Origin of the sequence: Amycolatopsis sp. cmx-11-12 (assembly GCF_046269425.1) — a bacterium.
In the GTDB taxonomy this organism is placed as follows: Bacteria; Actinomycetota; Actinomycetes; order Mycobacteriales; family Pseudonocardiaceae; genus Amycolatopsis.
In genome coordinates this window covers 17512-30575 of sequence record NZ_JADNQM010000018.1, presented here as the reverse complement: position 1 = coordinate 30575, position 13064 = coordinate 17512, and the positions used below count along the sequence as shown (strand labels likewise).

The following is a 13064-nucleotide window of genomic DNA, read 5'->3' as shown; positions in this document are numbered from 1 at the left end:
TGAACCGCCCGCGTTCACTGTCCCCAATGTCGCATTGGAGACGCTCAGCGACACCAATGCGACATTGGGGACACTCAGCCGCGCGGGCGCCCACGTGGGGCTTGAGACCACGCGACTCACCATGACACCTTTGCCGCACCCCTCAATAGCGCGCTTTACGCCGGAGGAGCGCGGCCGCGACGACGCCGAGCCAGACGACGGCGAGGGTGAGCAGCAGACCGGTCAGGGTGTCGGCGTCGTGCAGGCCCGGGTTCGTGGCTCCGCCGAAGGGCCGCCACAGCAAGGGGAACGCGAGCAGCGTCAGCACTCCGGTGAGGGCCGCGCCCGTCTTGACCGGGGTCTTCCAGCGTTCCGGGAGGAACCGGCTCAAGGCGAATCCGGCGGCGCCGACCAGCGGTGCGATCAGCAGGTCGTGCACCAGCGGGCCGGCGGCGAGCCAGCCGAGCGTGCCGAAGACGTCCGGGCGCAAGGGGAACGCGTACTCGGCGAACAGCACCGCGCCCCAGGCGAGCGCGCCGAGACCGGGCAGGAACAGCAGCAGCCGCAACGTTTTCACAGCGCCTCCAACCGGGTGACCCATTTCGTCTGCAGGACGCCGGGCCGGTTCGGGGCGATGATCCGGCACGGGAAGCCGTGGTCGGCGTCGAGGACTTCGCCGTTGAGTTCCAGTGCCAGCAGGGTGAGTCCGTCTTCGGTGTGCTCTCCGGGAAGGTCGCTGATCCCGTAGATCCCGCCTTTCTCCAGCGAGAACACGCGAACTGGCGTGCCCGGCCTGCTTCCGGCGTGCCGCAACAGATCCGGTAACGAGACACCGCTCCAGTGCGCGGACTGGCTCCAGCCTTCCACACACGCGATCGGGAGTTCGGCCGAAGTCCTCGGCAGCGCACGGAGTTCTTCCAGCGAATAGGTCCTCGTGCCCTGCGGAGTCACCACCGAAAGCCGCCAGTTCGGGTCTTTCGCCGTGTCCAGGACACCGGCCGCGGCGGCCGTCCGGTTGACCGGCAGGCCTTGCGGTCCCTTGTCGCTTCGCCACGAGAGCCCGGAAACGTTGCGCAGTAACGGAACCGTCGCACCCGCCGTCGCGACGACGGCGACTCCCGCGGCCAGCCAGGTCGTTCTGAGGAAAGCACGTCGTGAGGGTTCGGGTTCCGTGGTGAGCGCGCGGCGGACGATCGGGAGTTTCACCGCGATGTGCACCAGGATCGAGCCGATCGCCACCCACGCGACCGCGTAGTGCAGTTGCGGGAAGTAGAAGTTCCACGGGTAGTTCTGCGCGACGTTGAACAGGCCGGTGACGAGTTCGAAGAAGGCGGCCGCGGACAGGACCAGGATCGACAACCGTTCTAGCGCGTGCGGCAGGGAACGGATCACCGGGCGCTCGAACAGCTTCGGGTAGACGCTCCAGAGTTTGGCCAGCAGCAAGGGAATCGACGCGATCCCGGAGACGACGTGCGTGCCCTGGGTGACCCGGTACAGCCAGACCGGGCGGCTCGGCCAGCCGAACCACGACGGCGGATGCTGGATGAGATGGCTGAGCAGGCCGGTGACGAAGCACAGGGTGAACGTGACGGCGAGGGCGAGCCCGATCCGGGACGTCACCCGTTCGGAAGTCGGCTTCATGATTTCTCCAGGCAGGCGAACCACCGGTGGTCGCGGCGGGTGGCCCAGACGACCCGGAACGCGGTCCGCGCGGCGAGTTCCGCGATCGCTTCGACCCCGACCCACGCCCAGGTGAACCAGGCGCCGTCGTTGTCGGGGCGCAGCCGGACCTGGTCCTGGCGGATGCCCCGGCCCGGCGGATCGAGTTCGACGAGGACCGTTCCGCCGTCGGCGATCAGTTCCGCCATGCGGGTCAGCAGGCGCAGGGGATCGCCGCCGATGCCGATGTTCCCGTCGGCGAGCAGGGCGTGCCGCCAGCGGCCTTCGCCGGGCACGCGGTCGAAGACGTCCCGGTGGAGCGCGGCGGCGCCCCGGGCATGGGTGAGGCGCACGGCGGTGGCCGAGATGTCGACGCCGAGCGAGGCGACGCCGCGTTCGGTCAGTGCGGCGGTGAGCCTGCCGGGGCCGCAGCCGATGTCGAGGGTCGGGCCGTCACAGGCGTCGAGGAGGACGTCGTCGCCGTCGCAGGGGATGGCCGTCCAGCGGTCCACCGGCAGGTCGACGCGTTCACCGGTCGCCAGTTCCAGCCAGCAGCGGTGGCCGAGCAGGCCACGGTCGAAGGCGGTCACCGGACTTCGGCGACCGCTCGGGCGAACCGGCCGTGCGGTGTCGCCGCCGCGACCCGGCGCGCGTCCGCGATGGTGTCCACATCGGACAGTGTGGGCAGGATGCCCGGGTTCAGGCCGATGTCGGCCAGCGCGCACAAGGTCAGGAGGCCGGTGTCGTCGCGGGACATCGGGACGCCCGCGAGAGCCTTGGCGTGCAGGGGATCCTGGAGTCCCAGTGCCCACCAGCCACCGTCCTCCGCGAGCCCGAGGACGGAATCCTTGGTTTCCAGGGGTTTCGCGGCGTCGGCCAGGAGTGCCGGGGTGACCTGCGGGGTGTCCATCCCGATTTGCAGCACCGGTTCCCCGGGACGAGGGGCGTCGGTGTGGGCGTTGACGAGCCGCATGTCGAAACGTTCACCGCGTTGGGGGATCACCTCCGTTTTCCTGAGTGCCGCGGTGATTTCCGAGCTGCGGGTGGCCTGGCCGAGGTCGCCGGTCATGGCGACGACCACGCGTGCTTGCGGGGTTATCAGCGTGGCTTCGAGGGTGTCGAGCAGGGAAGCGGCGGCGATCTCGGCGGCCTGTTCCGGCGTCGCGGGCGGGCAGAGCCGCGTCTTCGCGAAGCCGGGCACGGGGGCCTTGGCGACGATCAACAGGCAGAAGGTCATCGGCTCAGCACCCGCCCGAAATCCCGCGCCGCGCGGAGGGTTCCGCGCAACGAGCCGGAGACCTTCGACTTCGTGCCCTTGGCGCGTTCGCCGTAGGAGACGTCGAATTCGGCGACCCGCCAGCCCGCGCGCTGCGCCTTGACCAGCAGTTCGAGCGGGTAGCCGAAGGCGCGATCGGTGACGCCGAGATCCAGCAGCGCCCGCCGTCGGACGGCTCGCAGCGGCGCGATGTCATGGACCGGCAATCCCTTGCGCCGTAAGAGGGACGAGACCAGCGCGTTGCCTGCTCTCGCGTGCCATGGCCAGACGCCGGGGCCGTCCGGTACCCGCCGTCCGACCGCCATGTCGGCCCCGACGAGGCCGTCCACCAGCATCGGGAGTTCGGCGAGGTCGAGGGAACCGTCGGCGTCGGCGAAGCAGACGATGTCCGCCGTGGCCGCCTCCAGCCCGGTGTGCACCGCGGCGCCGTAGCCGCGGCGGGGTTCGTGGACGACCTTCGCCCCGAGCGAGGCCGCCACCTCGGCGGAACCGTCGCTGGAGCCGTTGTCGACCACGATCGCCCGGTAGCGTGCGGGCAGGGCCGCCAGTACCCCTGGGAGGGCACCGGCCTCGTCGAGACAGGGAAGCACGACGTCAACCTGGTCATCGTTCACGCATGGGACGTTAAGTCCGGGATGGACGGGCGAGAACCCTTGCGGTGCTTACCGAATCATGACGTCGGCGACTTTCTTACCGAGTTCTGACGGACCGTCCTTTTCGAGCCGCCGGGCGGCGGAACGCGGTTACGGTGCCGGTGATGTCCACTGTCACCGCGCCCGTCAGGACGGGTCACCGCGCCGATCTGATCGCCGTCGTGCTGGCGATGCTCGTGGTCGCCGCCGCGATCGCGGTCGGCCTCTACTACAACCGGCCCGATTCCGGTGTGGTGATCTACGCCTTCGCGCCGCCGCTGTTCGGGTTGTGGCTGCCGCACGTCGGGCCAGGGTCGGTCGCCGCCGTCGTCCTCGCGATCCTGGTCGTCACCAAAGGTCCCCCGCTCGCCGCACGGCTGCGGTGGCGTCCGCTGCTCGCGCTCGGCTACGGGACCGCGCTCGCGTGGACGTTCTCCCTGGCGATGATCGACGGCTGGGCGCGCGGGTTCACCGGCAGGCTCACCACCGAGCACGAGTACCTGCACGAGGTTCCTGGGATCACCGACATCCCGAAGATGCTGAGTGAATTCTCCTCGCGCATCCTGGACTTCCAGCCGAACTCGTGGACGACGCATGTCTCCGGGCATCCGCCGGGCGCGACGCTGGTCTTCGTCTGGCTCGACCGGATCGGCCTGGGCGGCGGCGCCTGGGCTTCGACGTTCGTCGTGCTGACCGGCTGCCTGGTCGTCGTGGCGGTCCCGGTCACGCTTTCCGCGCTGGGCAGGCAGGACGCCGCGAGGGCGGTCCTGCCGTTCGCCGTCCTGACGCCGGGCGCGATCTGGATCGGCGTCTCCGCCGACGGCATGTTCGCCGGAGTCACGGCGACCGGGATCGCGTTGCTCGCCCTCGCCACGCGCCGCCGGATGCTCGCGCTGCCCGGCGGCTTGCTGCTCGGGTTCGGGCTCTTTCTTTCCTACGGTCTCGTGCTGCTGGGAGTGATCGTCCTGGCCGTCGTCCTGTTGACGCGCCAGTGGCGGATCCTGCTCCTCGCCGCGCTGGGTGTCGTCGTCGTGGTCGCCGCGTTCGCGCTGACCGGGTTCTGGTGGCTCGACGGGTATCACCTGGTGGTCGAGCGCTACTACCAGGGGATCGCGACGCTGCGCCCGTACTCCTATTGGGTGTGGGCGGATATCGCGGCGGTGCTGATCGCGGTCGGTCCGGCGGTGGTCGCCGGGACGCGGCGGACCGGGGCGGAGTTCCTCGCCGAACCGAAACGGTCGTTCCGCGACCCGGTCACCCTCATCGTGCTGGCGGCGGTGCTGACCATCCTGTTCGCCGACCTGTCCGGCCTGTCGAAGGCCGAGGTCGAACGCATCTGGCTACCGTTCGAGGTGTGGCTGCTGCCCGCGGTGGCGCTGCTGCCGTCAGCGGGACGGCGATGGTGGCTCGCCGCGTCGGCGGCCACGGCGCTGATGGTGAACCATCTGGTGCTGACGAGCTGGTGAGGTGGATTCGATGACGGCGGGTTCAATGACTGAGCAGGGCCGGGTTCTCGTGGTCGACGACGACGAGACCGTCCGTGACGTCGTCCGGCGGTACCTGGAGGTCGCGGGCTTCGACGTCGACGTCGCCGGGGACGGCACCGAGGGGCTGCGGTTGTTCTCCGCGACCGGCCCGGACCTCGTGGTCCTCGACGTCATGATGCCCGGCCTCAACGGGCTCGAGGTGTGCCGTCGGCTGCGGCAGGTGAGCCAGGTGCCGGTCGTGATGCTGACCGCGCTCGGCGAGGAGGAGAACCGGATCGCCGGGCTCCAGCTCGGCGCCGACGACTACGTCACGAAACCCTTCAGCCCCAAGGAACTCGCGTTGCGCGTGGCGTCGGTGCTGCGGCGGGCGCGGATGCCGCGGCCCGAACCGGCGGCGCGTCAGCTCACCGACGGGGACCTCGCGTTGCAGATGACCGCGCGGCAGGCGACCCTGCGCGGCACCGAACTTCCGTTGACCAGCCGCGAATTCGACCTGCTCGCGTTCTTCCTCGCCCATCCAGGCGTGGCGTTCTCGCGTGCCGACCTGCTGGAGAAGGTCTGGGGCTGGGACTTCGGCGACCAGTCCACCGTGACCGTCCATGTGAGACGGTTGCGGGAGAAGATCGAGAGGGATCCGGCGAAACCCGTCCGCGTCGCCACCGTTTGGGGCGTCGGCTACCGGTACGACCCGGTGCGACCGTGATCGGCTCCGGCGAGTCGTTCGGCGAGATGCTGGCGCACGCCTGGCACATCCTCCCGTTCGCGCTGCTGTTCGCCCTGCCGGTGGTGCTGCTCGGCGTGCTGGCGTTGTACCTGCTCAGGCGCGGTTCGCTCGCCAGCACGATGACGATCCTCGTGCTGATCCCGGTGCTCGCGACGCTGACCGCGGTCCTCGGGATCAGCGGGTTCATGTTCACCCCCGCGCTGACCACGATGACGCTGGTCTGCCTGCTGGTCGCGTTGGTGACGGTGCCGCCGGCGCTCGCGCTCGGCCGCGCGATCGCCCGCCGCAGTGTGTGGGAGCGCGAGGCACGGGAGCGGGAGCGCGCGGCCGAGGCGTCGCGGCGCGAACTGGTCGCGTGGATCAGCCACGACCTGCGCAGCCCACTGGCCGGGATCCAGGCGATGGCCGAGGCCGTCGCGGACGGCGTCGTCGCGGAGCCGATCGAGGTCACCGACTACGCGCGGCGGATCAGCGGCGAGACCACCCGGCTGTCCGGCATGGTCGGCGACCTGTTCGAGCTGTCGAGGATCACCGCGGGCGCGCTCCAGCTGACGATGGCTTCCGTGCCGCTGCGTGACGTCGTGAGCGACGCCGTCGCCGCGCAGGCGCCGCTCGCCGAGCAGAAGCGGGTGCGGATGATCGAGTACGCCGACGTGTGGCCGGTCGTCTCCGGCAGCGACCCCGAGCTGGCGCGGATCGTGCGCAACCTGGTGTCCAACGCCGTCCGGCACACCCCGCCGGACGGGACGGTCGCGGTCCAGATCGGCATCGAAGGCGGCGAGGCGCTACTGGCCGTCGACGACGGCTGCGGCGGGATCCCCGACGACGAGATCGGGCGCGTCTTCGACGTCGCGTTCCGCGGGACCCGGGCGCGGACCCCCGAGCGTGGCGGGCTGGCGAGCGGCGGCGGACTCGGACTGGCGATCGCGAAAGGCCTGGTCGAGGCCCATCGCGGCCGGATCGGCGTCCGCAACCACGGTCCGGGATGCCGCTTCGAGGTTCGCCTGCCGCTCGCGATGCCCTGACCCGTGTCAGCGGCGTGTCACCGCCGTGTCAGCACGGACGGCGAACGTTGCCGCCATGACGACTTCAGCGAACACAGCCAAGCGACTCTTCCGGCGGGCGGGGATCACCACGATGGCGGTCGCGCTGCTGGCCGGGGTCATGCCCGGTGTGGCCGCCGCGGACAGTGACCGGGACCGCCCGGACCTGCGGGCGATGGTCCAGGAGATCGCCGACTCCGGGTTCGCCGGGGCGCAGCTGCGGGTGCACGACGCGCGGGGTGACTGGACCGGCAGCGCCGGGGTGCGCGAGCTGGGCTCGGCGGCCAAGCCGCCGACCAACGGGCGGTTCCGGATCGGCAGCAACACCAAGACCTTCGTGTCCACCGTCGTACTGCAACTGGTCGGCGAGGGCAAGGTGGGCCTGGACGCGCCGGTGGCGGGCTACCTGCCCGAGTTCGGCCTCGACCGGCGGATCACCGTGCGGATGCTGTTGCAGCACACCAGCGGAATCGCCGACTACACCGCCTCGATCCCGTTGGGAGGTCAGGAGTTCCTGGACAACCGGTTCCACACCTACCGGCCGGAGGAGCTGGTGCGGTTCGGCCTCGCCCTGCCGCCGCTGTTCGCGCCGGGAACGGACTGGGGCTACACGAACATCAACTACGTGCTGGCCGGGCTGCTGATCAAGAAGGTCACCGGAAGCTCCTACGGCGACGAGATCCAGCGGCGGATTCTGAAGCCGCTCAAACTGCGCGACACCGTGGTGCCGGGCACGTGGCCCGGCATCCCGGGGCCGCACGCTCACGGCTACTACCGGTACGAGCAGGCCGGACAGTGGAAGACGGTCGACATCACCGAGCAGAACCCGTCGTGGGCCTCCAGCGCCGGTGACCTGATCTCGACCACCAAGGACCTCCACACGTTCTTCTCCGCGTTGCTGGGCGGAAAGCTCCTGCCCGCCCCGCTGCTCGCCGAAATGCGCAAACCGCACCCCAAGGGCAGCTACGGCCTCGGGGTGTACGTCCAGGAAGCGAGCTGCGGCACCGTCCTCAAGGGTATGGGCGGCTTCCACGGCTACGGGACGCTGATGGCGAGCACGCCCGACGGCAGCAGGACCTACGAGCTGTCCATGACCTATGGCGACTCCGCGGCCGATCTGGGGCAGGCGTACTTCAAGGCGGACCAGACGCTCACCGACAAGGTGCTCTGCGGTAAGTAAGCCGGGATCAGAGCCTGAGGAAACCCATATCCGGGAAGTGGGCCGGCGCGATGATCGCGCCGGTCTCTTCCGCTTCGGCGAGGAACCGTTGCCGGGTGCGGAGGGCGAGGTCCGGGTCGAGGTCGCTGAGGAAGCTGACCCGCGTGTCCGTCAGCTGCGCGGGCGTGTGCAGGACGTCGCCCAACAGCAGTACGCGTTCGTCGTCCGCGGTGATGTCGAGGACGTAGTGACCCGGCGTGTGGCCGGGGGCGTGCCGCGCCACGATCCCGGGCGCGATCGGGACGTCGTCGCCGCTGATCGTCTCGGTCAGACCGGCGCCGCGGGCGGTCTCCATGCCGACACGGCCCCATTCGCCCGTCCCGGCGGGCTCGATCAGGGCCTCCCAATCGAGCTGCCCGAAGACGACCTGGGCGCTGGGGAAGGTCAGCTCGCCTTCGGGGGCGATCCAGCCGGTGTGGTCGTTGTGCAGGTGGGTGAGGAAGACGGTGTCGATCTCGCCGATCGGGCAGCCCGCCTTGTCCAGCGCGGCCGCGAGGTCGCCGCCGGTGCCCATCGGCGGAGTCGGATCGCCCTTGGCGGGCGTCATTCCCTTGGGGAAGGCGAACTCACGCGGGCCGAGCCCGGTGTCGACGAGGATCGTGCGGCCGTTGCCGCGGATCAGGTACGCGCCGGTCGGGACGTGCACGGTGCCGTCCTCGTCGAGGACGTCCGGGTGGGCCTCGGGGTCGAGACCGGGGAAGAACGCGAGCGGCAGCCTGATCAGGCCGTCCCCGAGTGCCTCGATCTCGATGTCTCCGACGGTGATGCCCACCAAAACCCCCAAAAAAGTCGCTTCCGTTGCCGGGAACGACAACCGGCCGGGGGCGCGGTCTGTTCCCGGTTTCAGTGACCGACCGGTTCCCGCAGCTCAGCGGTGGCGAATCCGGCGATGCCTTCGGCGAAACCGGTTTCGGCGGTGAAACCGAGCAGCTGTCCGGCACGGGCCGGGTCGGCGACGACGTGCCGGACGTCGGCGGGCCGCGCGCCGCCGGCGATCTTCGGGGCCGGACCGTCGCAGGCCTTCGCGAGTTCTTCGGCGAGCTCACCGACGGAGTGCGGCTGCCCGGAACAGATGTTCAGCGGCGTCAGGTCGCCTTCGGGGCCGTCGGTGCGTAGCGCGAGGACGTTCGCCCTCGCGACGTCGTGGACGTGCACGAAGTCGCGCTGCTGCTTGCCGTCTTCCAGCACTGTCGGCGCCTCGCCGCGCAAGAGCGACGACCGGAACAGCGACGCGACACCGGCGTACGGGGTGTTCTGCGGCATCCGGGGGCCGTAGACGTTGTGGTAGCGCAGGGCCCAGACCGTTCCGCCGGTTTGGCGGGCCCACACCGCCGCCAGATGTTCTTGCGCGAGCTTGGTGGCCGCGTAGGTGCTTCGCGGCCGCAGCGGCGCGTCCTCGGGGACGAGCCGCCAGTCGAGTTCGGCGCCGCAGGCCGCGCACGTCGGCTCGAAGCAACCGGCGTCCACATCGGACTGTTTCCGTGGCGACGGCGGGACGATCCCGTGGATGGGGCATTCGTAGCGGCCTTCGCCGTAGACGACCATCGACGAGGCGAGCACCAGCTTCCGGACTCCGGCCTTGTACATCGCCCCGAGCAGCACGGCGGTGCCGTAGTCGTTGTTCAGCGCGTACGACGGCGCGTCGGACGGATCGACGCCGTGCCCGACGACGGCCGCCTGGTGGCAGACCGCGTCGACGCCGTCCAGCAGCTCCGCGACCAGCTCCGTGTCGGTGACGTCGCCGCGCAGGAAGCGGTGGCGGCCGGTGTAGCCGGGTGGACACGAGGAGCCGTGGGCGGTCGGCAGCAGGTTGTCGAGGACGACCACGTCGTCGCCATGGTCGGACAGCAGATCGGCGATATGGGAGCCGATGAATCCGGCCCCGCCGGTTACCAGTGTTCGCACCTTCCCGACGCTAGGGGCGATCTTCGGCGGCGGCCCCGGATCCGCCGCTCACGTCAGGGAATCGTCACAACTCGTGGCCCGGGACACCGCGGCGGCGAAGATCAGCCGAAACCGGATACGGTGTGCGTATGGAACGGAGCGCACAACGGCTGGGCCGCGCACTGGTGGTCATCGTGGACGACCGTGTCGCCCACGGCGAACACGAGGACAACACGGGACCGCTGGTCACGGAGCTGCTCGAAGAAGCGGGCTTCATCGTCGACGGTGTCGTGGTGGTCGAGGCCGAGACGGCCGCGATCCGCAACGCGCTCAACACCGCGGTGATCGGCGGCGCCGACCTGGTGATCACCGTCGGCGGCACCGGGGTCTCCCCGCGCGACCGCACCCCCGACGCGACGGCCGGGGTGCTCGACCGCCCGATCCCGGGCATCGGCGAGGCACTGCGCGCTTCCGGTCTGGCCGCCGGCGCGGTGGACGCGGGCATCTCCCGCGGGCTCGTCGGCGTCTCCGGCAGCACGCTGGTGGTCAACCTCGCGGGTTCCCGCGCGGCCGTCCGCGACGGCATGGCGACGCTCTCGTCGCTGGTGCCGTACGTGATCGACGAGCTTTCTGGGCTCGAAGAGGCCTGAACCTTGGCGGAAGACCAGGACAAGCGCCCCACCGAGGCGGCCCGGCGCCGGGCCGACGAGATCTTCGGCGACGTCCTGCCCGACACCACCTCCGACGAGCGAGAGCCGGGGCAGCGCACCCCGGACTCCGACTCGTGGTACCTGGAGAACCGGCCGCCTCATCACGACCGGTGATCCGGGTCAGCCCTGGCGGTTCTGCTGCGCGCGCAGCAGGTCGCGGATCTCGGTGAGCAGCTCGACGTCGGTCGCCTCCGCCGGGCCCGCCTCTTCACCGCGCTTGCGCCGCTCCTGCACGTGCTTGACCGGCAGCACGATCACGAAGTAGACGACGGCCGCGACCAGCACGAAGTTGATCGCCGCGTTGATCACGCCGCCGAAGTCGAGGAACGTGGAGTCGTTGTCGGCGAGGACGTTGAACCCCAGCCCCTTGGCGGCGTCCGAACCGCCGATGCTGTTGATCAGCGGCTTGATCAGGCCGTTGGTGAAAGCCGTGACGATCGCTGTGAACGCGGCGCCGATGACCACCGCGACCGCGAGATCGACGACGTTCCCGCGCATCAGGAAGTCCTTGAAACCCTTGAGCAAGACGCTCTCCTCTTCACAGCTTTTGACCGGGGGACGCAGGCGCCCGCCTCAGCAGGCGCGAGCTAGCGGAGGGTAACCGCTAGGGATCGTTCCAGCGAAGTGGCGGCGACCCGTGTCGCGATCGCGGCGGGCAGGGAGAGCAGCACCAAAGGTCCCTTGCTCCCGGCGCGGGCCGTCTTCGGCTCCGCGGTGTCCGGTGCGCCGACGGCCGCCACGACGGCGGCGCTGGCCAGCACGGACGCCTCGTGCCCGGCCTCGGCGGCCGCGATGACGTCGACGCGCTGACCCGGCCTGAGCAATTCCGCGACCCCGGCGTCGGCGAGCCTCACCGGCACGGTCGAACTTTCCGGATCACCCGTTCCGGGGATGGCGGCGCTCACCAGGCGGACGTCGGTCAGCGGCTCACCCGCCCGCGCCGCTCCGACGAGCATCCGCCCCTCGGCCGAGGCGGGCTGATCGGTGGCGCCCTGTGGACGGACGTCCTCCGGGACGTCGACGACCTTGAGGTCTCCGGCGCGCAGCAGCGTCCCGGCCGGGAGGTCACGGGCGGAGACCACGGTCGCGGTGCCGGGCGTGCCACGCGCGGACCCGGGCAGGAAGAGCGCGACCAGGCCGCCGAGCAGCAGGGACAGGGCCAGCCAGCGGCGCAGTAGCCGCGCCGGCCTGCCCTGGAGTCTTCGCAGGACGGGTAGAGCGTGGAACACGGGATTCCCCCTCGTCGATTGGTGATGATCTCGACGCTAGGGGGCGATGCCGGGGCCGGGAAGAACGAAAACCCCCGGCTGTGGATAACCGGGGGCCTGTGGACAACTCGGGACGTCAGGAAGCGGCGGCGGCCGTTTTCGTCGTACCCGAGGAGGAGGATGACCCGCTTTTGGTCTCCGGCTTCGACTCGGACTTCGACTCCGGCTTGGTCTCGGTCTTGGCCTCGCTCTTGGCGGGGGTGCCCGAGGTCGTGTTGGCCTTCGAGTCGCGCGAATCGTTGCGGTAGAAACCGCTGCCCTTGAAGACCACGCCGACCGAGCTGAAGACCTTGCGAAGCGGGCCCGAGCACTGCGGGCACACGGTCAAGCTCGCGTCGGAGAACGACTGCACGGCCTCGAAAGCGTGGTCGCATTCCTTGCAGGCGTATTGGTAGGTGGGCACTGCTGCTCCTTCGTGCATTGGCACTCAGCCGACAAGAGTGCTAACACAACACGGTACCGGGGCATTCCGGAGCAGGTCAAACAAGGTTTCCCAAGGTCACACGACGCCCTGGTCACACCCTCTGTTCCGTGCCGATTGCCCGGTTGATCGTCACCTGACCGGGGTGATCTGTCTAGCCCCTCTAGATGTTGTATGTCTAGGGGGACTAGATTATCCTGCGTGGTGAAGGCGATGAAGTATCGAGACGTGCGGCGGGCACCAAGCGATCGTGCCCAACCACAAGAACGTCTCGCCCGGAGTCGTGGACGACGTCATCAAGAAGCTCACATGTCTGCCGAAGGGGTGGCTGCAATGACCGACACCTACCTCGTCCTGGCCAAGCGCTGGAAGCGTGGGTGGGAACTCCATGTCGACGGCGTCGGTGTCACGCAGACGAGCACATTGTCCAAGGCGGAGTCCGTCGCCCGTGAGTACATCGCGTTCGCACTCGATCTCGAAGACGAAAACTCGTTCGAAGTGGACGTCGTACCCCAGCTCGACGCCGAGTTGGCCGAGCAGGTCAGGTCGGCTCGTGCGGATGTGCGGGAAGCGGAGCGTATCCAACGTGAGGCCGCGGCGAAGCAGCGTGACGTGGCGAGGAAACTCGGCACGTCCGGTCTGTCCGGCCGGGAGATCGCCACAGTGCTCGGTTTGACACCTCAGCGGGTGAGCCAGCTGATCGGCCGTTCCGGCGGGGCGGGTTCCGCGAAGAGCAGGGCCTGAGCAACGGGGATCGGTGTC

Annotated in this window: 17 protein-coding genes; 7 read left to right on the top strand and 10 right to left on the bottom strand. The window is 69.7% G+C overall.

What is annotated here, in order from left to right; genetic code table 11:
* Positions 1-142 precede the first annotated feature (142 nt).
* Genes ACLARN_RS23720 through ACLARN_RS23700 form a run of 5 tightly spaced genes read right to left on the bottom strand, consistent with a single transcriptional unit; the run spans position 143 to position 3528 of the window.
* Positions 143-556 (bottom strand): hypothetical protein, encoded by a 414-nt coding sequence (locus tag ACLARN_RS23720; RefSeq protein WP_409493653.1) that lies wholly within the window; start codon positions 554-556, stop codon positions 143-145.
* Positions 553-1620, bottom strand: a complete 1068-nt coding sequence (locus ACLARN_RS23715; RefSeq protein ID WP_409493652.1) for a molybdopterin-dependent oxidoreductase — start codon at positions 1618-1620, stop codon at positions 553-555. The genes ACLARN_RS23720 and ACLARN_RS23715 overlap by 4 nt, the downstream gene beginning before the upstream one ends.
* A complete protein-coding gene (locus ACLARN_RS23710) occupies positions 1617-2228 on the bottom strand; it encodes a methyltransferase domain-containing protein (RefSeq protein WP_409493651.1) in 612 nt (203 codons plus the stop codon). Before ACLARN_RS23710 ends, ACLARN_RS23715 begins: the two co-directional genes overlap by 4 nt.
* A complete protein-coding gene (locus ACLARN_RS23705; protein ID WP_409493650.1) occupies positions 2225-2875 on the bottom strand; it encodes a DUF2064 domain-containing protein in 651 nt (216 codons plus the stop codon). The genes ACLARN_RS23710 and ACLARN_RS23705 overlap by 4 nt, the downstream gene beginning before the upstream one ends.
* Positions 2872-3528 carry a glycosyltransferase family 2 protein gene (locus ACLARN_RS23700; protein ID WP_409493649.1) on the bottom strand — a complete coding sequence of 219 codons (657 nt, stop codon included), beginning with the start codon at positions 3526-3528 and terminating at the stop codon, positions 2872-2874. The genes ACLARN_RS23705 and ACLARN_RS23700 overlap by 4 nt, the downstream gene beginning before the upstream one ends.
* Positions 3529-3671: 143 nt before the next feature.
* On the opposite strand from ACLARN_RS23700, the gene ACLARN_RS23695 reads away from it, so the two are divergent.
* From ACLARN_RS23695 to ACLARN_RS23680, 4 genes are read left to right on the top strand one after another with little or no spacing between them, the layout of a single operon-like run.
* Positions 3672-5012, top strand: coding sequence for a hypothetical protein (locus ACLARN_RS23695; protein ID WP_409493648.1), 1341 nt, complete (start codon positions 3672-3674; stop codon positions 5010-5012).
* A 25-nt stretch (positions 5013-5037) separates the two neighbouring features.
* Positions 5038-5736 (top strand): response regulator transcription factor, encoded by a 699-nt coding sequence (locus ACLARN_RS23690; RefSeq protein WP_409493781.1) that lies wholly within the window; start codon positions 5038-5040, stop codon positions 5734-5736.
* Positions 5733-6782, top strand: coding sequence for a sensor histidine kinase (locus tag ACLARN_RS23685; protein ID WP_409493647.1), 1050 nt, complete (start codon positions 5733-5735; stop codon positions 6780-6782). Before ACLARN_RS23690 ends, ACLARN_RS23685 begins: the two co-directional genes overlap by 4 nt.
* 55 nt (positions 6783-6837) lie before the next feature.
* Positions 6838-7980 (top strand): serine hydrolase domain-containing protein, encoded by a 1143-nt coding sequence (locus ACLARN_RS23680; RefSeq protein ID WP_409493646.1) that lies wholly within the window; start codon positions 6838-6840, stop codon positions 7978-7980.
* Positions 7981-7987: 7 nt separating this feature from the next.
* On the opposite strand, the gene ACLARN_RS23675 is transcribed toward ACLARN_RS23680, so the two are convergent.
* Together ACLARN_RS23675 and ACLARN_RS23670 are read right to left on the bottom strand one after the other, a co-directional pair.
* Positions 7988-8791, bottom strand: coding sequence for an MBL fold metallo-hydrolase (locus tag ACLARN_RS23675; RefSeq protein ID WP_409493645.1), 804 nt, complete (start codon positions 8789-8791; stop codon positions 7988-7990).
* A 71-nt stretch (positions 8792-8862) separates the two neighbouring features.
* On the bottom strand, positions 8863-9924 hold the full coding sequence (locus ACLARN_RS23670) for an NAD-dependent epimerase/dehydratase family protein (RefSeq protein WP_409493644.1): 1062 nt from the start codon (positions 9922-9924) through the stop codon (positions 8863-8865).
* 128 nt (positions 9925-10052) lie between these two features.
* Here ACLARN_RS23670 and ACLARN_RS23665 point away from each other — a divergent pair, with 128 nt between their 5' ends.
* Positions 10053-10553, top strand: a complete 501-nt coding sequence (locus ACLARN_RS23665; protein ID WP_005155592.1) for a molybdenum cofactor biosynthesis protein B — start codon at positions 10053-10055, stop codon at positions 10551-10553.
* Positions 10554-10556: 3 nt separating this feature from the next.
* Complete coding sequence (locus tag ACLARN_RS23660; RefSeq protein WP_409493643.1) at positions 10557-10727, top strand: hypothetical protein; 171 nt, start codon at positions 10557-10559, stop codon at positions 10725-10727.
* A 6-nt stretch (positions 10728-10733) separates the two neighbouring features.
* Here the strand turns inward: ACLARN_RS23660 and mscL are convergent, their stop codons facing one another.
* The 3 genes from mscL to ACLARN_RS23645 form a co-directional block, all read right to left on the bottom strand.
* Entirely contained in the window at positions 10734-11138 is a 405-nt protein-coding gene (gene mscL, locus ACLARN_RS23655; RefSeq protein ID WP_409493642.1) for a large-conductance mechanosensitive channel protein MscL, read from the bottom strand.
* Between the two features lie 62 nt (positions 11139-11200).
* Positions 11201-11842 (bottom strand): SAF domain-containing protein, encoded by a 642-nt coding sequence (locus ACLARN_RS23650; protein ID WP_409493641.1) that lies wholly within the window; start codon positions 11840-11842, stop codon positions 11201-11203.
* A 115-nt stretch (positions 11843-11957) separates the two neighbouring features.
* The gene (locus ACLARN_RS23645; RefSeq protein ID WP_409493640.1) at positions 11958-12284 is read right to left on the bottom strand and encodes an FmdB family zinc ribbon protein; all 327 of its coding nucleotides are present in this window, start codon (positions 12282-12284) and stop codon (positions 11958-11960) included.
* A gap of 351 nt (positions 12285-12635) precedes the next feature.
* Between ACLARN_RS23645 and ACLARN_RS23640 the strand changes: the two genes are divergently transcribed.
* Positions 12636-13046, top strand: a complete 411-nt coding sequence (locus ACLARN_RS23640) for a hypothetical protein (protein ID WP_409493639.1) — start codon at positions 12636-12638, stop codon at positions 13044-13046.
* Positions 13047-13064: the final 18 nt, after the last annotated feature.